This window comes from Streptomyces sp. NPDC004126 (assembly GCF_050275515.1).
Classification (GTDB): Bacteria; Actinomycetota; Actinomycetes; order Streptomycetales; family Streptomycetaceae; genus Streptomyces.
Genome location: NZ_JBNNPF010000021.1, coordinates 75322 through 98152, shown reverse-complemented (window position 1 = coordinate 98152; position 22831 = coordinate 75322). Strand labels below are relative to the sequence as shown.

The 22831-nt window shown below is 74.8% G+C and carries 25 protein-coding genes and 1 pseudogene; 15 read left to right on the top strand and 11 right to left on the bottom strand.

Features of this window, described 5'->3' with window-relative positions; all coding sequences use genetic code 11:
- Position 1: 1 nt before the first annotated feature.
- Positions 2-979: a TAXI family TRAP transporter solute-binding subunit gene (locus ACQKM2_RS21180; protein ID WP_427711802.1), complete on the bottom strand. Its 978-nt coding sequence runs from the start codon at positions 977-979 to the stop codon at positions 2-4.
- A 17-nt stretch (positions 980-996) separates the two neighbouring features.
- Positions 997-1506 (bottom strand): hypothetical protein, encoded by a 510-nt coding sequence (locus ACQKM2_RS21175; RefSeq protein WP_427711800.1) that lies wholly within the window; start codon positions 1504-1506, stop codon positions 997-999.
- A 115-nt stretch (positions 1507-1621) separates the two neighbouring features.
- On the opposite strand from ACQKM2_RS21175, the gene ACQKM2_RS21170 reads away from it, so the two are divergent.
- Together ACQKM2_RS21170 and ACQKM2_RS21165 are read left to right on the top strand one after the other, a co-directional pair.
- Complete coding sequence (locus tag ACQKM2_RS21170) at positions 1622-2326, top strand: DUF4232 domain-containing protein (RefSeq protein WP_427711799.1); 705 nt, start codon at positions 1622-1624, stop codon at positions 2324-2326.
- An 80-nt stretch (positions 2327-2406) separates the two neighbouring features.
- Positions 2407-3369 (top strand): SMP-30/gluconolactonase/LRE family protein, encoded by a 963-nt coding sequence (locus ACQKM2_RS21165; protein ID WP_427711797.1) that lies wholly within the window; start codon positions 2407-2409, stop codon positions 3367-3369.
- A 58-nt stretch (positions 3370-3427) separates the two neighbouring features.
- Here the strand turns inward: ACQKM2_RS21165 and ACQKM2_RS21160 are convergent, their stop codons facing one another.
- Together ACQKM2_RS21160 and ACQKM2_RS21155 are read right to left on the bottom strand one after the other, a co-directional pair.
- Positions 3428-4702: a DUF1266 domain-containing protein gene (locus tag ACQKM2_RS21160; protein ID WP_427711795.1), complete on the bottom strand. Its 1275-nt coding sequence runs from the start codon at positions 4700-4702 to the stop codon at positions 3428-3430.
- A 44-nt stretch (positions 4703-4746) separates the two neighbouring features.
- The gene (locus ACQKM2_RS21155) at positions 4747-6222 is read right to left on the bottom strand and encodes an amidase (RefSeq protein ID WP_427711884.1); all 1476 of its coding nucleotides are present in this window, start codon (positions 6220-6222) and stop codon (positions 4747-4749) included.
- A gap of 150 nt (positions 6223-6372) precedes the next feature.
- Between ACQKM2_RS21155 and ACQKM2_RS21150 the strand changes: the two genes are divergently transcribed.
- The 3 genes from ACQKM2_RS21150 (at position 6373) to ACQKM2_RS21140 (ending at position 8451) form a co-directional block, all read left to right on the top strand.
- A complete protein-coding gene (locus ACQKM2_RS21150; RefSeq protein ID WP_427711794.1) occupies positions 6373-6984 on the top strand; it encodes a TetR/AcrR family transcriptional regulator in 612 nt (203 codons plus the stop codon).
- A 70-nt stretch (positions 6985-7054) separates the two neighbouring features.
- Positions 7055-7837, top strand: coding sequence for a maleylpyruvate isomerase family mycothiol-dependent enzyme (locus ACQKM2_RS21145; RefSeq protein WP_427711792.1), 783 nt, complete (start codon positions 7055-7057; stop codon positions 7835-7837).
- A gap of 89 nt (positions 7838-7926) precedes the next feature.
- Positions 7927-8451, top strand: a complete 525-nt coding sequence (locus tag ACQKM2_RS21140) for a DUF5133 domain-containing protein (RefSeq protein WP_427711790.1) — start codon at positions 7927-7929, stop codon at positions 8449-8451.
- A gap of 10 nt (positions 8452-8461) precedes the next feature.
- On the opposite strand, the gene ACQKM2_RS21135 is transcribed toward ACQKM2_RS21140, so the two are convergent.
- Positions 8462-9670, bottom strand: coding sequence for a cytochrome P450 family protein (locus tag ACQKM2_RS21135; RefSeq protein WP_427711788.1), 1209 nt, complete (start codon positions 9668-9670; stop codon positions 8462-8464).
- Between the two features lie 170 nt (positions 9671-9840).
- On the opposite strand from ACQKM2_RS21135, the gene ACQKM2_RS21130 reads away from it, so the two are divergent.
- The gene (locus ACQKM2_RS21130; RefSeq protein ID WP_427711786.1) at positions 9841-9996 is read left to right on the top strand and encodes a DUF6131 family protein; all 156 of its coding nucleotides are present in this window, start codon (positions 9841-9843) and stop codon (positions 9994-9996) included.
- A 98-nt stretch (positions 9997-10094) separates the two neighbouring features.
- Here ACQKM2_RS21130 and ACQKM2_RS21125 read toward each other — a convergent pair whose 3' ends face one another.
- Positions 10095-10553, bottom strand: coding sequence for a MarR family winged helix-turn-helix transcriptional regulator (locus ACQKM2_RS21125; protein ID WP_427711784.1), 459 nt, complete (start codon positions 10551-10553; stop codon positions 10095-10097).
- Between the two features lie 127 nt (positions 10554-10680).
- Between ACQKM2_RS21125 and ACQKM2_RS21120 the strand changes: the two genes are divergently transcribed.
- Together ACQKM2_RS21120 and ACQKM2_RS21115 are read left to right on the top strand one after the other, a co-directional pair.
- Positions 10681-10953, top strand: a complete 273-nt coding sequence (locus ACQKM2_RS21120; RefSeq protein ID WP_427711782.1) for a hypothetical protein — start codon at positions 10681-10683, stop codon at positions 10951-10953.
- A gap of 23 nt (positions 10954-10976) precedes the next feature.
- Positions 10977-11942, top strand: a complete 966-nt coding sequence (locus ACQKM2_RS21115) for an aldo/keto reductase (protein WP_427711780.1) — start codon at positions 10977-10979, stop codon at positions 11940-11942.
- On the opposite strand, the gene ACQKM2_RS21110 is transcribed toward ACQKM2_RS21115, so the two are convergent.
- The 3 genes from ACQKM2_RS21110 to ACQKM2_RS21100 form a co-directional block, all read right to left on the bottom strand.
- Positions 11943-12896 carry an MASE1 domain-containing protein gene (locus ACQKM2_RS21110; RefSeq protein ID WP_427711778.1) on the bottom strand — a complete coding sequence of 318 codons (954 nt, stop codon included), beginning with the start codon at positions 12894-12896 and terminating at the stop codon, positions 11943-11945. It lies immediately after the preceding gene.
- Positions 12897-12950: 54 nt separating this feature from the next.
- Positions 12951-13775 (bottom strand): PP2C family protein-serine/threonine phosphatase, encoded by an 825-nt coding sequence (locus ACQKM2_RS21105; protein WP_427711776.1) that lies wholly within the window; start codon positions 13773-13775, stop codon positions 12951-12953.
- Between the two features lie 125 nt (positions 13776-13900).
- A complete protein-coding gene (locus tag ACQKM2_RS21100) occupies positions 13901-14284 on the bottom strand; it encodes a barstar family protein (RefSeq protein WP_427711774.1) in 384 nt (127 codons plus the stop codon).
- Positions 14285-14477: 193 nt separating this feature from the next.
- Here ACQKM2_RS21100 and ACQKM2_RS21095 point away from each other — a divergent pair, with 193 nt between their 5' ends.
- Both ACQKM2_RS21095 and ACQKM2_RS21090 read left to right on the top strand, forming a co-directional pair.
- Entirely contained in the window at positions 14478-15737 is a 1260-nt protein-coding gene (locus ACQKM2_RS21095) for a serine hydrolase domain-containing protein (protein ID WP_427711772.1), read from the top strand.
- Between the two features lie 100 nt (positions 15738-15837).
- A complete protein-coding gene (locus ACQKM2_RS21090; protein ID WP_427711770.1) occupies positions 15838-16530 on the top strand; it encodes a hypothetical protein in 693 nt (230 codons plus the stop codon).
- On the opposite strand, the gene ACQKM2_RS21085 is transcribed toward ACQKM2_RS21090, so the two are convergent.
- Both ACQKM2_RS21085 and ACQKM2_RS21080 read right to left on the bottom strand, forming a co-directional pair.
- On the bottom strand, positions 16520-17044 hold the full coding sequence (locus ACQKM2_RS21085; RefSeq protein WP_427711768.1) for a GNAT family N-acetyltransferase: 525 nt from the start codon (positions 17042-17044) through the stop codon (positions 16520-16522). The genes ACQKM2_RS21090 and ACQKM2_RS21085 overlap by 11 nt on opposite strands.
- A gap of 49 nt (positions 17045-17093) precedes the next feature.
- Positions 17094-17999, bottom strand: coding sequence for an MBL fold metallo-hydrolase (locus tag ACQKM2_RS21080; RefSeq protein ID WP_427711766.1), 906 nt, complete (start codon positions 17997-17999; stop codon positions 17094-17096).
- Between the two features lie 98 nt (positions 18000-18097).
- Between ACQKM2_RS21080 and ACQKM2_RS21075 the strand changes: the two are divergent.
- The 5 genes and pseudogenes from ACQKM2_RS21075 to ACQKM2_RS21055 all read left to right on the top strand — a co-directional run.
- Positions 18098-19015 (top strand): annotated as a pseudogene (locus tag ACQKM2_RS21075) (AraC family transcriptional regulator); the annotation flags it as partial.
- A gap of 228 nt (positions 19016-19243) precedes the next feature.
- The gene (locus ACQKM2_RS21070; protein ID WP_427711764.1) at positions 19244-20815 is read left to right on the top strand and encodes an alpha/beta hydrolase; all 1572 of its coding nucleotides are present in this window, start codon (positions 19244-19246) and stop codon (positions 20813-20815) included.
- A gap of 105 nt (positions 20816-20920) precedes the next feature.
- Positions 20921-21091: a hypothetical protein gene (locus ACQKM2_RS21065; protein WP_007262051.1), complete on the top strand. Its 171-nt coding sequence runs from the start codon at positions 20921-20923 to the stop codon at positions 21089-21091.
- 136 nt (positions 21092-21227) lie between these two features.
- Positions 21228-22010 carry a 3-hydroxybutyrate dehydrogenase gene (locus tag ACQKM2_RS21060; RefSeq protein ID WP_427711761.1) on the top strand — a complete coding sequence of 261 codons (783 nt, stop codon included), beginning with the start codon at positions 21228-21230 and terminating at the stop codon, positions 22008-22010.
- Positions 22011-22118: 108 nt separating this feature from the next.
- The gene (locus ACQKM2_RS21055) at positions 22119-22709 is read left to right on the top strand and encodes an RICIN domain-containing protein (protein WP_427711760.1); all 591 of its coding nucleotides are present in this window, start codon (positions 22119-22121) and stop codon (positions 22707-22709) included.
- Positions 22710-22831 lie beyond the last annotated feature (122 nt).

The following is a 22831-nucleotide window of genomic DNA, read 5'->3' as shown; positions in this document are numbered from 1 at the left end:
TTCAACCGTACACGGAGCGGTAGTGGGCGGCGGCGCCCGGGTGGAGGGGGACCTTCCCGGTGGAGATGGCGAAGCGGGGCTCCAGCCGTACGCCGGCGGTCACCTCGCGCAGCAGGTCGCGCCACCGGTCGGACACCACCCGCAGCAGGGCGCCCGCGGCGTCCGCGGGCACCGTGTCCCGGGCGAGGAGGTAGTTGCCGACGCCTACGGTGCCGACCGGGCCGGTCAGTCCGTACGCCCCGGCCGGGAGGGTGACGGCCGTGTAGACGGGGCCGTGGCGTTCGCGCAGCGGGCCCACGTGGCCGTCCAGGGCCAGGAAGCGCAGCGGCAGTCCGCGGGCCAGCTCCGTCAGGGCGGGGGTGGGGACGCCGCCGGACCAGAAGAAGGCGGAGACGGCGCCGGTGCGCAGGGCGGCGGCCGACTCGGCGAGGCCCAGCAGGCGCACGTCCGCCGGGGCCGGGCCGGCGCCGGTCCCGGTGAGCCCGGCGGCGCGCAGGATGCGTCCGGCGACCACCTGTACCCCGGACCCGGCGGCGCCCGCCGCGACGGGGCGTCCGGCGAGGTCGGGTACGGCGTGCACCGGTCCGGCGGCGGGGACCACCAGGTGCGTGTAGTTGACGTAGACCCGGGCCAGCGCCGTGACCGCGGCCGGCCGGGGGAACGGCTCCCGCCCGAGCACCGCGTCCTCGGCGACGTCGGCGGTGGCCAGGGCCAGGTCCACGGAGCCCTCGTCCAGTCTGCTCAGGTTGTCGACGCTCGCGGCGGTTTCCACCGGCACGATCTCCAGGCCGCTCCCGACGTCGTCGGCGGCCCGTGCCAGGGCCAGGCCGAAGGCGTTGTACGGGCCTCCGCGCGGTCCGGTCGCGAGCCGCAGCCGGCGCACCGGACCGGAGTCCGCCGCGCAGCCGGCGAGTGCCGCCGCGGCCGCGCCGAGCCCGGCCCGCATCAGCCGCCGGCGGCCGGTCCGCGTGTCCGTCACGGCGGCAGCGTAGCCACTCACGCCCCGAAGTGGCGGTAGCAGCCCAGGGCCACCCCGGTGACGGCGGCGAAGGTGCCCAGCACTCCGAGGAGCGTCGACACCCCCTCGGGGACCGGTGAGCCGGCGTCCGCCTCGTAGAGGTCCCCGCGCCAGGGCCACCGCTCGGCCAGGGCCGCCTCTTCGGCGCCACACCGGAACACGGCGGTCCGCGTCCGCTCGGGCTCCCACGGGACGGCGTACCGTACGAGGCAGTCGCCGTCCGCGCGCCGCTCCACCGTGCGCAGCGGTACCGTCCCGTCGTTCCCGGCCTCCGGTGAGGACCAGAAGCCGAAGGCCAGCATCACGATCCCGAGCAGTGCCAGCCATCTGAACACCCCGAGCCACCAAGGCACCCGCCACCGGCCCATGCCGCCCCCGTCCCGCCCGTCTGCCCGCCACCGCCGGCCGTCGCCGGCCACCGCCCCGAACCAGCGTTCCCACTCCCCCGCCGTCGCACTCCCCGCGTCCGGGGGCGGGGGAAACGTCATGGTCGTGTGACAGGACTGCCACAACGGCGCAGCGCGGGAACTCCGGCGGGGCGGGGTGCCGTGTCCCTGCACGTGCCGGTGCGGGGCCGGCCGGGAGACATCGAGGAGCAATCCCATGCAGTACACAGCAGGCCCGCGCCGTTCGGCGGCGGCGCTCGTGGCGGCCGCCGCGGCCGCCGTCCTGATGACGGGCTGCGGCCCGGCCGACGACGGTGCGGCGGGCGGCACGCCGTCGGCGCCGCCCGCCGCTTCGGTGCCGGCCAAGCCGACACCTACGGGCGGCTCCTCGGGCGGCTCCTCGGGCGGCTCGGCCACCGGCGGTTCGGGCGGCACCGCGCCGAGCCCTTCGGCGTCCGCCCCGGGCGGCGGCGGGGCGAAGCCCTGCACGATCGACGAGGTCAAGGTCTCGGACGCCGAGCAGGCCGCGGTCCGGCCGCCCGGTACGGGGACGGGGGCCGCCATCGTGTCCGTCACCAACACCTCGAAGCACGCCTGCACCCTCAACGGCTTCCCGACGGTCGCCGGCGCGGGCAACGGCTCGCCGGGCAAGAACGTGCCCATGGCGATCACCCAGAGCGGCAAGGCGTCGACGGTCCCGCTGGCACCGGGCGCCCGCGCGTGGACGAAGCTCACCTTCGTCAACGTCCAGGGCGAGGCGGACGGGTACTGCGTGTCCGGCGCGACCCCCGCCTCCTTCCCGACCATGGTGATCGGCGTTCCCGGCGCGGGCTCGCACCAGATCGCCATGACCGACGGCGTCTTCGCGGAGTGCGACAACAAGGCGACCGTCACCGCCTACTCGGCCGTCAAGCCCACCTGAGGCGGGGCGCGGGGTGGTGCGCCCCGCGGGCCCGCGCCGATACTTCACGGGCAGCTCGGTCTGACCACGGAGGGGAAGCGATGAGGCTCGACAGGATGCTCCGCACCGTCTTGGGGGGACCCCGCGCGGGTCTCGTGGCCGCGGCCGTACTGGCCGCGGCGACGGCCGGCGCGGCGTCGGGGCCCGCGCACGCCGCGGCGCGGTGCGCGCCGGGTGCGCCGGCGGCGGCTCCGGTGCAGGTCGCGCAAGTCCCGGACTGGGTCGAGTCGATCGCGGTCGACGGGCGGGGCCGGATGTTCGCCACCGCCTACTTCAGCGGCCGGGTCTACCGGATCGACGCGCCGGGCAGCGCCCCGGTGGCCCTGACCGGGGAGGTCGGGGCCAACGGCGGGATCGTCGTCCGCGACGACGGGCAGCTCCTCGTCGGCACGGGCAACGACCTCGCGCACTCGCTGACCGGCGACCTGTTCCCCACCTCGCGGCTGCTGCGGGTGGATCCGGACTCCGGGGCGGTCAGTACGTACGCCTCCGGCCTCGGCGGGATCGACGGGGTCGCCCTGGCGCCCGACGGGACCGTGTACACCACGACCCTGGGCGGCCGGAACATCGGCCGGGTCACCCCGGACGGCCGGGTCGATCCGGCCTGGGCCCGCGTCCCGCAGCCCAACGGGATCGCGGTCTCCCCGGACGGGGGCGAGGTCTACGTCGTGCAGACCACGGTGGCCCCCGGGCTGTACCGGATTCCGGTGGGGGATCCGGCGCACCCGCGGCTGTGGGTGTCCGCCGGGGTCTTCGACGCCCTCGCCCTGCCGGACGGCCTGACCCTCGACGGCCTGGGCCGCCCGCTGATCGCCACTCACGCGGCGGGTGAGATATGGCGGGTCGAGGACGGGCGGCTGTGCTCCGTGGAGTCGGGGCTCCACCTCTCGACGCAGATCGCGTACGGGCACGGCGACCGGGGGTTCTCGGCGGGCCGGCTCTACCGGGCGGGCGTGGACGGGAAGGTCTACGAGGTGCCGGGCGGCGCCGAGACCGGTCGCTGACCGTGACCTGACCCGGCCCGGCGTGGGGCCGGGTCAGGCCGGGTCAGGTCAGGTCAGGTCAGGTCCAGGGGAGCGTGCGCCAGGGGCTGGCGGGGTCCGTGGCCAGGGCCCGGTGGGTGCCGAGGGCGGTCTCGTACCACTCCCCGAACTCCTCCTCGTCGAAGTGGAGGCAGCGGCCGAGCACGTAGGCGGCCGAGAAGTCCTCCCACGAGCGGTAGTTCACCTGGGCCAGGCGCCCGGCGCGGACCACCGCGGCCTCCGCCTCCTGCAGGGAGCACAGGCGGGCGGCGAGGCCCCAGCGGGCCATGGCGGAGGCCCGGCCGTAGTCCCAGGCCCCGACGGAACGGACGAACCCGCCTTCCGGGAGCAGGCCGTCCGCGCGGAAGCGCGCCTCGTAGCGGGCGATGCGGCCGATCAGCCGCTGCACGCCCGCGACCTGGCCCTCGGTCTCCGCCTCGGTGACGGTGCGGCCCCGGCTGACCCCGTCGGGCGTCAGCCGGGGTTCGGCGGCCGCCTCCGCGCGCCGGCGCACGACGTTGCCCGCGGCCTGGCGCCAGTGGTCGGCGTCGACGGGGCCCGCGAAGTCCAGGGCCATGGAGCGGCGCAGTTGCAGGACGAACTCCCAGACGCCGCTGACCATGTCGGCGCGCAGCAGCTGCTCCTGGGTGTCCAGCCAGTCCTCCCGGGTGGTGACGCCCCACCAGCGTTCCAGCGTGCGCTTCTCGTCGAGGTAGCCGCAGCCGTGGTAGGCCATCGCGTTCCAGTAGCGGCCGTTGCGCACGTTGATGTGCGCGCCGACCCCGAGGCCGAAGGCGACCTGGCCGCTGCGGGGGCCGCCGACCTCCAGGGTGTGGATGGCGTCCCGGGCGAGTCCGGGCCGGTCCACGGGGGCGGAGTGCCGCTCCCACAGGGCGCGGCCCTCCGGCCCCGCCGGCAGGACGCCCTCGCAGGGGCTGCCGGGGTTGACGACGAGGTAGGGCGGGTCGTCCGGGGTCCAGACCTTCGCGAACCAGCCCAGGTCGTAGCAGTTGTAGACGGGGTCGGCGGCGGGCGGCGGCAGCATGCCGCCCGTGTAGACGGCCAGGCACATGGTCTCGGTCCGCGGGTTCCAGTACGGGTGGAAGCGGGTGTTCCCCGGTCTCGCGTCGACGTCCGCCCGCGACTGCATCATGTACAGGTCGGCGCGGGCGACGAGGTCGTAGTACGCGGGCCAGTCGCCGCGCGTCCTCGCCTCGTACAGCCCCCGTTCGACCGCGCTCGGTGCCTGCCAGCCCTGCGCCGGCGCCGTCGGACCGGGCGGGGCTCCCTGCTCGTGACCTGCTGTCAAACCCATGGGCAAACCCTAAGGGGTGGATCTTGCGGGGTGCCGTGCCGGTGTCAGCCCGCCGGGCGCGGGTCGACCGGGGTGAGGACGCCGAGCCGGTCCTCCACGGCCTGGGCCGCGTCCAGGCACAGGTCCTCCCGGAAGGCCCGTCCGATGATCTGCACCCCGCCGGGCAGCCCCTCGTACAGCCCGGTCGGCACGGCCACGGCGGGCAGGCCCACGAAGCTGGTGGCCGTGCACAGCCGCATGCCCGAGGCGACGCGGTCCCGGCCGGCGCGGTCGCGGGACTCCAGCCCCGGTTCGACGGGCGGTTCGGTGAAGGAGGGGCCGAGCAGGAGCGGGTACCCGTCCAGGAACTCGGCCCACGAGCGGCGGATGCCCAGCCAGGTGCCCATGAGCCGGACGAGCTCTTCGGCGGTGGCGGGCGGGGTCTTCTCCATCGCCATCTGGATGTAGCGGTCGCCGCCCTCGCCGAGGAGCGTGCGCACCACCGGCCAGCTCGGGGCGAATTCGGTCATGGTGATCCGGTCGTACGCGTCGAGCGCCTCGTCCAGCCGGGGTACGTCCGCCACCTCGCGCACGTCGTAGCCGGCGTCGCGCAGGGCTCCGGCCGCGTCGGCGACGGCCGCGCGGACCGCCGGGTGGACGCCGTGCCCGCCGGGGTCGGCCACCACCGCGACCTTCACGGGGCCGGGGAGCGGGGGCCCGTACACGGGGACGGGCACGGCCCGGGGGTCGCGCGGGTCGGTGCCGGCCAGTGCCTCGTAGGCGAGCCGCAGGTCGCCCACGCGGCGGGCGAGGGGGCCGTCGGTGACCAGGTTCTGGGAGGCCGGTCCGGGGTCGTCGGGGCCGAGCACGCGGTGGTCGGCGGGGAAGCGCCCGGTGGTGGGCTTGAGCCCGGCCACGCCGCAGAACTGGGCGGGGACGCGGATGGAGCCCCCGGAGTCGTTGCCGAGGCCGAGCGCCGCCATGCCGGTGGCGACGGCGGCCGCGTCGCCCCCGCTGCTGCCGCCCGGGGTGCGGGCGGGGTCCCAGGGGTTGGCGGTGTCGCCGAAGAGCTCGCTGCGCGTGTGCATCCCGGCGAGGACCAGGGTGGGCATGTTGGAGTGCCCGATCGGTACGGCCCCCGCGGCGCGGAGCCGGGCCACGGGGGGCGCGTCGGCGGCCGCGGTGAAGTGGCGGAAGCGCTCGACGCCGAAGGTGGTCGCCGCGCCCTCGACGGGGGTGGTCTCCTTGACCGTGAACGGCACGCCCGCCAGGGGGCCGAGCGGCTCGCCCGCGGCCCGGCGGCGGTCCGTCGCGGCGGCGGCTTCGAGCGCCCGGTCCGCCATCAGCTGGGTCACCGCGTTCACCGCCGGGTTGACCTCGGCGATCCGCTCCAGGTGGCTCCGGACGAGTTCCACCGCCGACACCTCTCCGCCGCGTACGGCGCGCGCCTGTTCGGCGGCCGACCGCCGCCAGAGGGCTTCCCGCGTCTCCCGTGTATCTCGTGTATCTCGTGCATCTCGTGCATCTCGTGTCTCCCGCATGTTTCCCCGTACTCCCTGCTCGTCGCCGTTCTGATGCGCTTGCATCGGAACCATAGCCGAGGAACCGATGCACTCGCATCGAATAAGGTGGGGGCGTACGAACGCGCGGCGGGCGGCCCCGGGAGGGCCGGAACGGGAAGGCGGGTGCGCATGCCCAGGCAGGTGGACCACGAGGGGCGGCGCCGTCTCATCGCCGAGGCCGTCTGCCGCCTCGCGGACGAACGCGGACTGGAGGGCGTCACGCTGCGCGACGTGGCGGCCCGCGCCGAAGTGTCGATGGGCGCCGTGCAGCGCTGCTTCGCCACCAAGGAGGAGATGCTGCTCTTCGCCCTCGGGTACGTCGGCGAGGCCATCGGCGAACGCGTACGGGCCCGGCTGGTCCGCAGCCCCGCCCAGTCGGCCGCGTCCGCCCTGGGCCACGCGGCCACCGAGGTCGCGCTGCTGCGGGAGGAGCACCGGGCCGAGGCCCGGGTCTGGCTGGCCTTCGTCGCGCAGGCCGCCGTCAGCGCGCCGCTGGCCGAGACGCTGAGGGCGAACTACACCGCTCTGCACGCGGCGTTCGCCCGGCTCATCGCGGAGGCCTGCGAGGGCGCGGACGGGCCGGCGCCCCTCGACCCGCAGCGCGAGGCGCGCGCCGTCCTGGCCCTGGCGGACGGCCTCACCACGCACGTCCTGATCGGGCACCTCGGCCCGCGCGAGGCCGAGGAGGTGCTCCACGCGCACCTGCGCGGCCTGTGGGAGGGGCCGGCCGCGGGCCGGTGAGAGCACCGCCGCGGGCCTGTGAAAGAGTGCCGACGGAGCGCGCACGACAGGACGGAAGGACTTCCCCACCATGCACACGGCCGACCGGATCGACCACGGGGCGGCGGTGGCGGCGGAGTCCGCCCGCTTCGCGGCCCTGCTCGCGGACGCCGACCTGACGGTCCCCGTACCCACCTGCCCCGGCTGGACGCTGGCCGACCTGGTCCGGCACGCCGGCGGCGTGCACCGCTGGTTCTCGGTGCTGCTGCGGCAGCGGATCCAGCAGCCCCCGGCCGGCCGCGAGGTGGACCTGCGGCTGCCCGGCCACCAGGACGGTTACGCCGAATGGCTGAAGGCCAGCGCCGCCGAGGCGGCCGCGGTCTTCGCGGACACCGACCCGGACGCCCCGATGTGGGTCTGGGGCGCGGACGGGCACGCCCGGTTCTGGATCCGCCGGATGCTGTTCGAGACGCTGGTGCACCGCGTCGACGCCGAACGGGCCCTCGGGCTCCCCTCGGTCGTCGACCCCGCGCTCGCGCGGGACGGCGTGGACGAGTTCCTGGCCAACCTGCCCTTCGCCGCACTGTTCGCGCCTGGGGTCGCGCGGCTGCGCGGGTCCGGCGAGGCCGTCCGGTTCCGGTGCACCGACGGCGCGGGCGGGAGTTGGCTGGTCCGGCTGCGGCCCGACGGCTTCGGCCTCGACGCGGACCTCGACGCGGGCGGCCTCGCGGTCCCCGCGGAGGCGGAGGTCCGGGCGGGGGCCGCGGACCTGCTGCTCCTGCTCTACGGCCGGCTGGACCGCAGCGCACCGGGCGTGGAGACCGCCGGCGACGGCGCCCTGCTCGACCTCTGGTTCGCCAACTCGGCGTTCTGACGGGCGGCGGCCGCGCGGGACGGGACATGCGGATCCCGGGGGGCTGTGTCAGCGTGGGAGGGCACATGCCCCGCCGAAGGGATCCTCACGTGGCGTCTCCTGGTGACCCGCCGTCCGCCGCCGCGCTCGCGGCGCAGGCCCCTCCCCTCGCGGAACGGCCGCTCGGGCAGGTGCCGACCGAGCTGTGGGCACTGGGCCTGGTGATGGCCGCAGCCCCGTGTTCGGCCCGCGAGGCGAAGCAGATCCTGCTCGCGGCGGCCGACCGGGCCCGGATCACCGCCGCGCAGGCCGCGGAGGCGATGGTGGCCGGGTCGCTGGGCCTGCCGGTGCCCGGGCGGGTGGAACGGGCCCTGCACCGGGCGGTGCAGGCGGCCCGCACCCCGCTGCCGCCCGGCGCCTTCCGGGGCGTGGGGATCCTGCCGAGCCGCCTGCGGACCGAGGAGGTCCTCTCGCGCCTGCGCGGCTGCCAGGCCCGCCTCGCGGCCGCCCCCACGGATCCGGGCACGCTGCGGGCCATGGACGACGTGGCCTACACCCTGTGCGTCCTGATGGGCCGCCCCACCACCCACGAAGCCGTCCTGGCGGCCGAACGGCACCTGCTGGCCCAGGAGTAGGGCGCGCCGGTCACCAGCGGACGGGCAGTTCCCGTACGCCGCGGATCAGCATGCCGGGAACCCAGGAGAGCTTGGCGGCGTCCGCGTCGCCCTCCAGGTCCGGGAAGCGCTCCAGCAGGGAGCGGAGCGCGATGCGGCCCTCCATCCGGGCCAGCGGCGCGCCGAGGCAGTAGTGGAGCCCGTGGCCGAAGGCGATGTGGCCGCGGGCGTCGCGGCGGATGTCGAAGCGGTCCGGGTCCTCGAAGCGGGCCGGGTCGCGGTCCGCGTCCGCCATGGCGATCAGGACGGCGGACCCCTTGGGGATCACCGTCCCGCCCATCTCCACGTCCTCCAGGGCGAGTCGCTCGGTGCAGGTCTCCACCGGCCCGTCGTAGCGCAGCATCTCCTCGATGGCGCCGTCCAGCAGGCCGAGGTCGGCGCGCAGGTCGGCGAACTGCCCGGGGTGGGCGAACAGTGCGCGCATCCCGTTGCCGATCATGTTGACGGTGGTCTCGTGCCCGGCGATGAGCAGCAGGACGCACATGCCGATCAGCTCGGCGGGCGAGAGCCGGTCGCCGCCCTCGTCGACGGCGTGGATCATCGCGCTGAGCAGGTCGTCGCCGGGTTCGGCGCGCTTGGCGTCGATGAGGCCGCCGAGGTACCGGGGCATCTCGTCGTACGCGCGGGCCTCGGCCTCCGCGCTGGTGCGGGCGACCATCTCGTTGGACCAGCCGCGGAACGCCTCGCGGTCCAGGGCGGGGACGCCCAGGAGTTCGCATATGACGGTCATCGGCAGGGGGAAGGCGAAGGCCTCCACCAGGTCGCCGCGGCGCTCGCCGTTCGCCTCCATGGCGTCGAGGAGTCCGTCGGTGATCTGCTGGATGCGCGGCGCCAGCGCCTCGATGCGCCGGGGGGTGAACTCCCGGGCCACCAGGCGGCGCAGGCGGGTGTGGTCCGGCGGATCGGACATCAGCATGTGCGCCAGCGCCGGGGCGTCCTGTTCGGCGTTGATGATCTGGCCCACGTCTCCGGAGCGGCGCCAGTCGCGGCTCAGCCGCGGGTCGGTGAAGGCCGCGCGGCAGGCCTCGTGGCCGACGACGAGCCACATGTGCTCGCCGTCGGGGGTCAGTACGTGGTGTACGGGGCCCCGCTCCCGCAGTGCGGCGTAGACCGGGTACGGGTCGCGTACGAAGTCCGGGCTGAGCTCCAGCAGATCGACGACGGCAGGCCGAAGTGCCATTCCATTCCCCCTGAGTCGAATCCTCGCGGCGTGCGGCGCCGCGCGTTCACCCCAGAGTAGTCGCGGTGTCACTGCGTGGGACCGCGGGCGGACCGGTTCCGGTTCGACCGCGCGTGGATGCATTGCGGCGCGGTATGCGGGAAGACGCCCACCGGAGATGGGAGAAAGACATGATCATTCTAGGCGTCATCCTACTGATCGTCGGCTGGGTCGTCGGCATATCCATCCTCTGGAGCATCGGCCTCATCCTGGTCCTCATCGGTCTCGTCCTGTGGGTCCTGGGAGCCGTCGGACACACCGTCGGAGGACGACGGCACTACTGGTAGGCCGGGCCGGAGCCCGGCACCGCACCACAGCGCTCAGGCGCCGGACGGCCGTACGGGCCGGAGGGTCCACCCCTCCGGCCCGTACGCCGGTGCCCGGGTCAGGCTCCCGCGCCGCGGTCCTCGGGCAGGCCGGTGCCGCCCAGGCGGGTGAGCAGGGCGCTCAGGGTCCCGACCTCGGCCGGGGCCCACTCGGGCGCCGCGAACACCTCGTCGGCGACCTGGCCGGCGGCCTTGAGGCAGTCCGCCAGCCGTTCGCGGCCGGCGTCCGTCAGCGCCGCGTAGGCGACGCGGGCGTCGCGGGCGTCCGCCTCGCGGACCACGAGGCCGATCCGCTCCAGCGGACCCAGCCCCCGGGTCACTCCGGAAGCGGTCAGTCCCAGCGCCCCGGCGAGGTCGACGCGCCGCATCCGGCCGCCTTCCGCCCGCCCGAGGTGGAGCAGGACCATGAAGTCGGCCAGGCTGACCCCGTACAGGGACCCCAGCCGGGAGTCGAACCGTCGCACCAGGGCCGTCTGGGCCTTCACCAGGCGCAGGGACACATCCAGCGCATCACTCATTGCTACCTCCTTGACTGCTCAAGCATCGACGAAAAAGCTTGAGGAGTCAAGGAGCCGTCGAGCATCTCGTTCCCGGCCCCGCCGGTGGCGTATCGTCCTCCCGTTCCCGAGACCGGAGGCACCGACCATGGGGCTCACAGGGCTGCTCCTGCTGAACGGCTTCGCCCTGGCCGCGTTCGCCTTCGGCCGCCTGGCCGTGCGGCTGGTGCGCCGCGCGCCCGTGTGGGCCTACGCGGCCGCCCCGCCACTGGCGGTCATCGCCACCGGCTGGGCGCTGGGGTGGCTGATGTGGCCCTCGTACGCGGCGGCCCCGGCGGTGCTGCTGTGGTGGCTGGGCGGCCTGATCGGCGCCGTCACCTGGTGGACCTGCCAGGCCCGCACCCACCGCCGCCGCCACTGACCCCACTGCCTAGGCTTTGGCCCGTGACGACGAACACGGAGACGGGCAGGGGCGGCGGGCGGCTGCTGTACGGGTGCATGGGGCTGGGCGGGAGCTGGGAGCCCGGCCCGTACGGTCCGCGGGACGTCGACGCCGCCGAGGAGGCCGTGCAGGCCGCCCTCGACATCGGGATCACCGTCTTCGACCACGCCGACATCTACCGGCACGGCAAGGCCGAGGCGGTCTTCGGCGAGGTGCTGGCCCGGACGCCCGGGCTCCGGGAGCGCATCACCCTCCAGACCAAGTGCGGCATCCGCCTGCCCGGCCGCGACGGCGGCCCGGGCATGTACGACCTGCGGGGCCCGAGCATCGTCCGGCGCGTCGAGGAGAGCCTCGAACGGCTGCGGACCGACGTCATCGACGTGCTCCTGCTGCACCGCCCCGACCCCCTGGCCGACCCGGACGCGGTCGCGGCCGCCCTGACGTCCCTGCACGGCCGGGGGCTCGTCCGCGCCTTCGGGGTCTCCAACACGGGTGCCCCGCAGATCGCCCGCCTCCAGGCGCGCCTGGACGTGCCGCTGGTCGCCAACCAGCTGGAGATGAGCCTGCACAGCCGCGCCTGGGTGGAGTCCGGGGTGCTGCTCAACACCCCCGAGGGCGCCGGCCACGGCTTCGCCCCCGGGACGCTGGAGCACTGCCTCGACCACGGCATCCGGCTCCAGGCCTGGGGCGCGCTCGCCCAGGGCCGGTTCACGGGACGGCAGGGGACACCGGCCGAGCGGGCCACCGCCGCGCTGCTCGAAGAGCTGGCGCGGAAGAAGGGCACCACCCCGGAGTCGGTGCTGCTGTGGTGGCTGACGCGACACCCGGCGGGCATCGCGCCGGTGATCGGCACGGCCCGCCCCGACCGGATCCGCGCCTGCCGCGACGCGGCCCTGGAGGCGCCCGACCTCACGCACGAGGAGTGGTACGAGCTGTGGACGACGGCCCGGGGCGTACCGCTGCCCTGATCACTCGTCCCGCCGGCCGGGGGCGAGGTGGGCCACCACCTCGGCCAGGTCCTCGCACACCTCCTCGATCTTGAGGCGGACGTTGTTCTGCTCGGTGACCATGGCCGACAGCAGCAGGCCGGTGAGGGCCGCCGCCCCGTTGAGCGCCTGGAGGTTGACCATGATCTCCAGCAGGCTGTGGTGGGCGAAGGGCCCCGCCTGGTCGATCGCCGCCCCCACGGCCACCACCGACACCAGCAGGGCGCAGGGCGCGCTGCCGGCCAGCTGGAAGCGGACGGCGGCCCAGATGAGCAGCGGGAAGACGAGGAAGAGCAGCGACAGGCCGCTCCGGGCGGCGACGGCCGTCACCACCCCCGTCGCCGCCATCAGCGCGAGCGCCTCGGCCACCCGGTAGGGGTCCCGGGGCGGCCGGGCCCGGCGCAGGACCAGCAGCAGCGGGGTCACCAGCAGCACGCCCATGGTGTCCCCGGCCCACCAGGCCGACCACACCCCCCAGAAGTTCGCCGCCGGCAGGTCACCGGTGAGCAGCAGCGTCCCGGCGCCGCCGGTGGCGCTGACCAGCATCGGCAGCAGGCCGCCGGCGAAGACCAGCGCGAGCCCGTCCCGGAGCCGGTCGATCTCGGGCCGGAAGCCGACGCCGCGCAGCAGGGCGTACGCGCACAGCGGGGCCAGGGTGTTCCCGAGGACGATGAGGAGGTCGACGGGGCGGAACGCGGAGATCCCCTCGATGGCGAGGTACGTGCCGAGGGCGATGCCCGGCCAGACCCGCGGCCCGAACCAGAGCAGGGCGGCGAGGGCGATGCCGGTGGGCGGCCACAGGGGTGTGACGACCGAGCCCTCCACGACCACCTGCCGCAGCAGGCCGAGCCGGCCGCTCAGGTAGTAGGCGGCGGCGACCCCGAGGATCCGCAGGAGCGCCTCGGACGGACCTCGCCATTGCACGGTGCGCACCACAGCATCAGACAACAGCCCGGCCGCCGGTGCGGGGCGTGACACGCCCGGCGGGGATCAGGCGCCCGCCGTGCCGTGGCTGAGGACGAGCACCGCGGCGTCGTCGGCGTGGCCGGTGGAGTCGGCCACCTTCATCACCTCGGCGGCCAGCTCGTCGGGGTCGCCGCCCGCGGCCTCCCGGACGATCCGCAGCACCCGCTCCAGGCCCACCTCGATCGGGAACGCCGGGCCCTCGACGACGCCGTCGGTGAGCAGGACGATCGAGCCCGGCTCCGTCAGCCGGCGCCGGGTGACGGAGTACCGCGCGCCGGGGACCGTGCCCAGGGGCGGGCCGCCCTCGTCCTCGGCGAGGCCGTAGCGGCCGGCGGCGGTGGCCCAGACGGTCGGCACGTGGCCGGCCCGGGCGCTGGCGAGGTCGCCGGTGCGCGGGTCGTAGCGGAGCAGGCTGCAGGTGGCGAACAGCTCGCTGTCGAGGGAGAGCAGTACGTCGTTGGCCCGGCCGAGCACCTCGCCGGGGTCGGCGACGACGGCCCCCACGGCGCGCAGGCAGACCCTGACCTGCCCCATGAAGGCGGCGGCGGCCACGTCGTGCCCCTGGACGTCGCCGATGGAGAAGGCGAGGGCGTCCTCGGCCACCCGGAACCCGTCGTACCAGTCGCCGCCGATCTCCAGGCCGTGCTGGGCGGGCGCGTAGCGGGCGGCCGTGCGCAGCCCCGGCAGGACGGGCAGGGAGGAGGGCAGCATCTCGCGCTGGAGGGCCTCGGCCAGCTCCACCCGTGCGTGCTGGAACCGCGCCCCTTCCCGCGCCTGGGCGCTGAGCCGGCCCAGCATGCTCAGCAGGTCGGCGCTGTCGGGCCGGTGCGGTTGGCGCCGAGGGGTCACTGACCCCTCCGGGGTATGTGCATGGCTCCCTGCTCCCGGGACGCGAAGATCCAGGGCCATCATATTTCGGCCGGGCGGATTCCGCCGGGCGCCCGGCGCCGGCCCCCGGTGCGGCCGACGGCGTCCTAGCGGAGCACGAGGGCGCCCGGGCGCTGGTGTTCGATGATCTCCACCAGCCAGTCGAAGACCGTCGGGCCGCGGCCCTCGCGGGCGGCCGCCAGGTCCTGGGCGACCCGTTCGCGGTTGGTGGGGTGGCAGCGGCGCAGCCGGTCCTCCAGCACCCGGGCGGTCTCCGCGTGGCCCAGGGCCTGCCGGGAGCGGTGGTGGTCGTGCCACTCCAGCGTGAAGGAGCCGTCCTCCGGTGTGCCGAAGCCGCCGCGCAGGCAGTCGTTGAAGGCGTCGAGGTTCTTGCCGAAGTAGCCGCCGGGGCCGTTGACGGCCTCGCCCACCACCCGCCAGAAGTCGTCCAGGGTGTGGATCAGGCCGCCGGCCAGCACGTACGTCGTCATGCACCCATCCTACGGACCATCAACAAGCCATTTTCTGGCTCAAAATGACCGGGCCTCAGGCGGAACCCAGATGCCCTGGTCTGCATCATCTTGCGTAAGCCCTTGATCGACTCGGGCTGCCGCCCGCCGCCCCTCGCCTCCGGCGGCCGGCCCCCGGGTCCGGGTACCGCACCAACCGAGTAAGAGGAACAACGTGTCCCTGCCCCTGAACCGCCGCCTGGCCGTCAGCGCCGCCCTGCTGGCCACGGTCGCCGCCGTGGTGCCCGCCACCGCCGCCCAGGCCGCGCCCGCCGCCTTCCCGCAGACCGCCGGAGCGGCCGCCGCCCTGCCGGACCCGGATCTGGAGGCCGTGGCCCAGGCACTGCGCAACACCACCGCCGCCGGGGCGCCCGGCGCGCTGGCCCGCATCGGCGACGGGAAGAAGACCCTGGTCGAGAAGGTCGGGGTGCGCGACAAGGTCACCGGCCAGGCCATGGACCCGCAGGCCCGCTTCCGGATCGGCAGCGTCACCAAGACGTTCTCGACGGTCGTGCTGCTCCAGCTCGTGGACGAGAAGAAGATCGAGCTGGACCAGCCGGTCAACCACTACCTGCCCGGGCTGCTGCCCGACGACCGGATCACCGTGCGGCACCTGCTGAGCCACCGCAGCGGGCTGGCGGACTACACGAACGCCATGTTCGACAAGACGGTCCCCGGCTTCGAGGCCGTGCGGAACAAGGTGTTCGGCTACGACGAGCTGGTGAAGCTCTCCCTGGCCGAGCCGCGCACGACGGAGCCGGGAGTCGCGTACAAGTACTCGAACACCAACTTCGTGGTCGTCGGCATGCTCATCGAGAAGGCCACGGGCCGCCCGGTGGCCAAGGAGTACGAGCGCCGCATCATCAAGCCGCTGAAGCTGCGCGACACCTCGTACGTGCACCCGGACGCGAAGATCAAGGGACTGCACACGCACGGCTACCTCACCCCGGACGAGGCCGGCGCCCCGCTGGTCGACTCCACCGAGCAGACGGTGTCGTGGGCCCAGTCGGCCGGTGCGATGATCTCCAACCCGGCGGACCTCGGCACCTTCATGTCGGCGCTGGTGAGCGGGAAGCTGGTCAAGCCCGCCCTGCTGGACCAGATGCTGACGATGACGCCCACCGACGCGACCAACACCCGCTTCTACGGGCTGGGCCTGCGCCGCTACGACCTGTCGTGCGGCACGTCGGTGTACGGGCACACGGGCACCGTGCAGGGCTTCTACACCTACGCCTTCGCCACCCGCGACGGCTCCCGCACGCTCAGCGCCATGGCGAACACCTCGAACCAGGGCGCGGCGAACACCGCCCTGGGCGGCACCCTCGAAGGGGCCTTCTGCGGCAAGAAGCCGGTGAAGGCGAACGCCCGCGGCTTCGCGGCGACCCCGGCCCCGGCCCCGGCCGACGTGGACCTGCCGGAGCGCAACGCCCGATGAGGGCGGGCCGCCGCGGGTTCCGGCCCGCGGCGGCCGTGCGGCACCGGCCCGATAGGCTCGGGCCGCGAACGGCCGTCACCTCCAGGGGGTTTCCACCGATATGACCATCAACCGCCCCGGCCTGCCCGGTGACCTGCCCGCCGCCGAGGAGCTGTGGGCGCGCTGGGCCCTGGTCGCCGTGCTGGAGGCCGACACCGAGGCGGAGGGCCACGGCGTGCACCGCAGCGGGCACTGGATCGACGAGGAGGGGCTCCACCTCGACGACGGCGGCTGCACCTGGTGGACCTTCGCCCCGGTGGGCGGGGGCCGGCACGTCCTCTACGGCGAGGACGAGTCCAGCGCCGTCAAGTGGCACGAGCCGGCCGTGGACATGCTGGCCCAGGGCCCGGACTGGCTGCCGTACGAGACCCTGCGCGACCTGGTCGGCAGCTGGGAGCTCGGCTGCGTCTACTGGTCCGCCGACGGCACCTGGGCCCGCGCGCCCTACCCGGAGGACCTGGACGACGACGGCCTGGACTGCGGGATGAGCCGTTTCACCGACCGCCCGAAGTTCCTGGACCTGCTGCTCTACGGGACCTGGGACGGCTGCCGCTGCGCCCCGTTCGAGGACCGCCAGGAGACCGCGGCGGCGCTGCTGGACGCCGCCGCGCGCCGCGGGCTCACGCCGGGGGCGCTGGAGGACGTGGTCGCCGGATGTTCCTGCGGCCGCTGGGACCTGCCCGCCATGCTGCGCGCGCTGGACCTCTCGGGGCTGGCGCAGGGGGCTCCGGCCGCCTCCCCCGTCAGAGGGTGATCCAGTAGCGGCGCTTGGGGCCGACCAGGGTCTCCCGTACGTCTTCCAGGACGCCGCCGCCCCGCTCGATGGTGCGGGCGGAGGCCCCGTTGCCGGGGTCGCAGGTGAGCAGGACCCGGTCCATCCCGAGCAGCCGCGCCTCGTGCAGCACCTCGCCGAGGGCCCAGCCGGCCAGGCCGCGTCCGCGCGCCGAGGGGCGGACGCCGTAGCCGATGTGGCCGCCCGCGTCGAGCAGGAAGGCGTTCAGGTAGTGCCGCAGGTCGATGGCGCCGAGGTAGGTGTCGCCCTCGGCCATCCACCAGTGGGTGGCGTGGACCAGGCCCTGCTCGACGGGTGCCGTGCGGTCGGCCCGGCCGCGCAGCTTCTCGGTCCACTCGGCGAAGCCCCGCGCGGTCGTCACGTCGTCGTCGGCGCCGAGCCCGGCCCCGTCCATGTGGGCGTCGGGCCCCCACTCCTCCTGTGCGGAGAGCCAGGAGGAGTACAGGCGGGGGGTGGGGGTGACCAGTTCCGGCATGTCCCGGACCGTAACAGTCCGGCGGTCCGACCCCGCAATCCGGCTCGGGTCAGGCCCACCGGCTGATGCCGAAGCCCTCCCCCTCCCGGCGGATCTCGACGGCTCCCCCGCCGCCGAAGTGGGCGGGCACCACCAGCTCCCGCAGCTCCGCGGCCCGCCCGAGGACCTGCCGGCGCGTGGCCGCGGCCTGCCGCGGGTCCGCGCAGAAGCAGCTGTTGCAGGAGGGCGCGAGGATCTGGACCGGGCTGTGGACGAGGTCGCCGACGAAGACGGCCCGGTCGGTGCCCGAGGCCAGCCGCAGCACCGACGAACCGGGGGTGTGCCCCGGGGCTGCCTCCAGGGTGAGGTGCTCGTCGATGCGGTGGGACCCTTCCCAGAGCACGGCCCGGCCGGCCCGGTGCACGGGCGCGATGCTGTCCTCGTAGATCAGCCGGTCGTCCTCCCGCACCCCCTTGGCGTACCCGCCGCGCGGGCCGAAGTGGTGGTCGTCGGCGGCCGGGATCAGGTAGCGGGCGTTGGGGAAGGCGGGCACCCACTCCCCGGCGTCCAGGGCGGTGTTCCAGCCGACGTGGTCGGCGTGCACGTGCGTGTTGACGACGTAGTCGACGTCCCCGGGGTCGACGCCCGCGCGGGCCATGGCCCCCAGGAAGTCGCCCTCCCTCCGGTGGAAGAGCGGGGCGCCGGGGCGTTCGCGCCCGTTGCCCACCCCGGTGTCGACGACCACGGTGGTGCCGCCGCTGCGCAGCACCCAGGTCTGCAGGGCCATCACCGCGCGGCTGTCCTCGGCCCGCATGTGGTCGGGGGCGAGCCAGTGCTCGTTGTCCTTCCACATCCGCTCCCCCGCATCGGGGACCAGGTCCGCCACGGGGCCGAAGGGCCCCTGCCACTCGATCACCCGGATGACCTCGACGTCGCCGAGGACCATGCTGTTCCCGTTCGCGTTATCCATGATCATCACTGTATGGAGGGCCCGGTGAGCGGCTCAATGCTCCGGACGCTCTCCGGAATACGCGAGCGGCTCACGCGGGGGCGGGGGCTGGATAGGCTGGCGCGGTGGATGTGGTGAGCGACGCGATCTCGGCCGTACGGGTCGGCAGGCCCTCGTCCGACCGGATGCGGGTGGACGGCAGCTGGTGCGTGCGGTTCGCCCCGTACGACGGCGCCGGCTTCCACGTCGTCCTGGAGGGCGGCTGCTGGCTGCTGCCGGACGGCGGCCCGCCCGTGTCGCTGGGCGCGGGTGACGCGGTGCTGCTCCCGCACGGCACGGGGCACGTGATCGCGGACTCCCCCGCCGACGCGCGGGCCGTGGCGCGGGCCGTGCCGTTCGAGTCGGTCCGGGCGGCGTGGCGGCGGACCGGGGACCGGGGCGGCGGGGCCGGCGGCGCGGTGGAGATGCTGTGCGGCAAGTACCGGCTCGACCGCAGCCGGGCGCATCCGCTGATGGCGGAGCTGCCGCCGGTGGTGCACCTGCCGAACCGGGCGGGCAGCCACCCCGAGCTGCGCTCCGCGATCGACCTGCTGGGCCGCGAGCTGGGCGGGCAGCGGCCGGGGAGCGGTGTCGCGGTGCCCAGCCTGCTCGACCTGCTCCTCGTCTACATGATCCGCTCCTGGCTGACCGCCGAGGGCACGGCGGGCAGCTGGCCGGCCGTGCTGGGCGACCCGGTGGCGGCCGCCGCGCTGCGGGCGCTGCACGCGGATCCGGCCGCCCCCTGGACCAACGGGCTGCTGGCCGCCGAGGCGGGGGTCTCCCGCCCGACGCTGGCGCGGCGGTTCACGGCGCTGGTGGGGCGGCCGCCGATGGCCTACCTCACCTGGTGGCGGCTGAACCTCGCCGCCGGCCTGCTGCGCGGCACCGACGACCCGCTGGCCGCGGTGGCGCGCCGGGTCGGCTACGGCACGCCGTACGCCCTGTCGCACGCCTTCAGCCGGGAGTTCGGCACGACGCCGGGCCGGTACCGGGCCCGGGAGGCGGCCGGCGTACCGCATCCGGAGGCGCACCCGGAGGGCCGGACCCCCCGCGCCGGAACCGGTGCCCGCGGCCCGCGCGGCCCCGGCGCGGCCGGCACCCTAGGCGCCGCCCCCGCGGGCTAGCCCGCGCCTTTCGGATCATGCCCGGCCCCGGGGACGACTGGCCGGAATCCGCCCCTACACTTTGTCCTTCGTTTACCCATGCCCTCCGAACCGCGCAGGAGCCCACGCATGCCCCACCTCATACGCCGCCCCGTCCGGGCGGCGGTCCTGGCCGCCGCCTCCTTGCTGGCGGTCCCCGCCCTGGCGGCCTGCGGCAGCGACGCGAAGGCTCCGGCGCAGGCGAAACCCTCGGGACCGGCCACCACCGCGGCACCCGCCCCGCTGCCCGCCCTGCCCGCGGCCCTGACCGGGCAGAAGCCCGACTGGCGGACCTGCCCGGCGCCCTCGGCCGCCCAGGGCGGCGGCAAGGCCCCGGGCGCGGCCTGGGAGTGCGCGAGCATGAAGGCACCGCTCGACTACGCCAAGCCGGCCGGCGAGACCATCGACGTGGCCCTGATCCGCAAGAAGGCCACCGACCCCGGCAAGCGGATCGGCTCCCTCGTCTACAACTTCGGCGGCCCCGGCGGCTCCGGCGTCCACACGCTCCCGCAGGCGGCGGACGAGTACAAGAAGCTGGGCGCGGTCTACGACCTGGTCAGCTTCGACCCGCGCGGCGTGGGCGGCAGCGCCCCGGTGCTGTGCCTGGACGACAAGACGCTCGACGAGGACCCGGGCTCCGGCAACACCCTCGACGACATCAAGAAGTTCACCGACGCCTGCAAGCAGAAGTCCGCGAAGCTGCTCCCCCACGTCGGCACGGCCGACACGGCCCGCGACATGGACCTGATGCGCCAGGTCCTCGGCGACCAGAAGCTGAACTACTTCGGCATCTCCTACGGCACCCGGCTGGGCGGCGTCTACGCCCACCTGTTCCCGAAGAACGTCGGCCGCACCGTGTTCGACGCCGTCGTCGACCCCACGGCCGACGAGGCGCAGGCCGGCCTCGGCCAGGCCAAGGGCTTCCAGCAGGCGCTGGAGCACGCCATGAAGTACTGCCGGGACAAGTACACCGCCAACTGTCCGACCGGCCCCAGCGACGCCGAGGGCAACAAGCGGATCAACGAGCTGATGGAGAAGCTGAAGGCGAAGCCCGCCTCCACCGACAGCGGCCGCAAGCTGACCTCCGACCAGGCGCTCACCGGCATCGCCGCCAGCCTGTACGACAAGGAGACCTGGGAGTACCTCGTCCAGGGCCTCGGCGAGCTGCGCCAGCTCGGCACGGGGAACATCCTGCTGCTGCTCGCGGACTCCTACAGCGGGCGCGGCGAGGACGGCCGCTACGACAACTCGAACGCCGCGCAGGCGGCGATCAACTGCGTCGACACCAGCCGCCGGTACACCGTCGAGGAGAAGACGGCGCAGGAGGCGGCCTTCCGGGCGGCCTCCCCGGTGTTCGGGCCGGAGATGGTGGAGGGCCTGCTCGGCTGCTCGCAGTGGCCGGTGCGCGGCACCTCCGACAAGCCGCAGGTCTCCGCCGAGGGCGCGGCCCCGATCGTGGTGATCGGCAACACGGGAGACCCGGCCACCCCCGTCGAGGGCGCCAAGCGCATGGCGGAGTCGCTCGGCCGGAACGTCGGCGTCAACCTCACCGTGAAGGGCGAGGGGCACGGCTCCTACGGGAAGAACTCCTGCGCCACCAAGGCCGTCGACGCGTTCCTCGTCGAGGGCACCGCTCCGGCGGACGGGACCCAGTGCTCGTGAGCGCCCGTATCCGCCCGTACCGACCTCTGTTCGGCTGCCGCCAGGCCGCCGCCTACACTTGTGCCGCCCGGCCCGCGGTGCCGGCTTCAGGGGAGTGAATCCTAAGTGAGCAGCACCAGCAGTGATGCGCCGATCTACGCCCAGCTCGTACGCGAGCGCGGCGACGTACCCGGTCAGGTCCGACGGGAGGCGGAGGAGATCCTGCGCCACCTGGCACAGGTGATGGCCTGGCGCCCCTCGTCGGCCGGCCTGCCGAACTGGCGCCCCCACCAGTAGGAGGGGCGGCCCGGGGTGCGCGCACGCGCCGCGTCCCGGGCCGTCGTCCGGTGGTGCCCGCCGCCACAGCGCGGCCGCCGAGTGTGGCGGCGGCGCACATCGGCACGGGGTGGCGCACCTCCCTAACGTTCGGGGCATGACCAGCGAGATCAGCACCTCATCCGGTGGAACGGCCCCCGTCCTGGCGGGACGCGTGGCCCTGGTGACCGGCGGCGGCAGCGGCATCGGGAGGGCCTGCGCGGTGGCCCTCGCGGGCGCGGGCGCCTTCGTCCACGTCGTGGACGTGGACGCGCGGGCCGCCGGGGCGGTGGCCGACCTCGTCGGCGGGCGGGCCCATACCGCCGACCTCGCCGACCCGGACGCGGTCGGCCGGCTGCCCGCCGAGGCCGACGTCCTCGTCAACAACGCCGGGCTCCAGCACGTGGCGGCCATCGAGGACTTCCCGCCCGAGCGGTTCGAGCTGATCCAGAGGGTGATGGTCACCGCCCCGTTCCTGCTGCTGCGGCGGACCCTGCCGTACATGTACGGGCGCGGCTGGGGGCGGGTCGTCAACATCTCCAGCGTCCACGGGCTGCGGGCCAGCGCCTTCAAAGCGGGATACGTGGCCGCCAAGCACGCTCTGGAGGGGCTCAGCAAGGTCACCGCCCTGGAGGGCGCCCCGCACGGGGTGACGAGCAACTGCGTGAGCCCCGGATACGTGCGCACCCCGCTGGTGGAGCGGCAGATCGCCGCACAGGCGGAGGCGCACGGCATCCCCGCCTCCCAGGTCGTCTCCGAGGTGCTGCTGCGGGGCTCCGCGATCAAGCGGCTGATCGAGCCGGAGGAGGTCGCGGCGGTCGCCCTGTGGCTCTGCGGTCCGCACACGGGCCACGTCACCGGTACCTCGGTGCCCATGGACGGCGGCTGGACCGCCGCCTGACCCGGTGCCCGAACCCCCGGCACCCCCCTGAATGGGCGGGTACCGGGGGTTCGGCGGATCTCGCTACGTTCTCCGCGTCAAGGACGTTCTTACGACAGGGGAGAGCGAGTGGTGCGAAAGTTGGGCAGGCTGGGCGGGCACGGCGTGTTGGCCGCCCTGATGGGCCTGCTGGTCCTGCTGCTGCCGGCGTCGCCGGCGCAGGCGGACGCGAACCCGGGCATCCGGTACACGACGAGTTTCCGCGACGCGGCCACGTACGAGCTGCACGCCGCCGTCAGCTGGAAGTGCCTCGACATCCAGGGCGGCGGGCGCCCCCAGGAGGGGACGATCATCCAGACCTTCGACTGCAAGGAGGCGCTGCACCAGCGCTTCCACTTCCAGAACCTGGGCAACGGCAACTTCACCATCGGTGCGTTCGGCGTCTACTGCCTGGGGACGCAGGGCGGCGGCACCGCGCCCGGCACGGCGATGGTCCTGGCCAACGGCTGGGGCTGCTCCACCTTCACCTGGAGGTACCGGGGCACGGACGCCTACCCGAACCGCTGGGAGATCGTGGAGGCGAGCACCGGGCAGTGCATCCGGGACACCGGCCGCCGCTCCCCCGTGGTCCTGGGCGCCTGCGGCAGCACCAGCACCCCGTGGCCCGAGGTCTGGGCCCCGCAGTACAAGGGCCAGTACAACTACGACCAGATCTCCTGACGACGCCCACCGCGGGCGGCACGGGACGTGGCACGGCGGCCGGGCCTGCGCCCCGTCGTGCAGGTCGCGTTCGATCCGCCGCAGGTCGGCCGCCGCCGTGTCCGCGACCGCCCCGCGGTCGG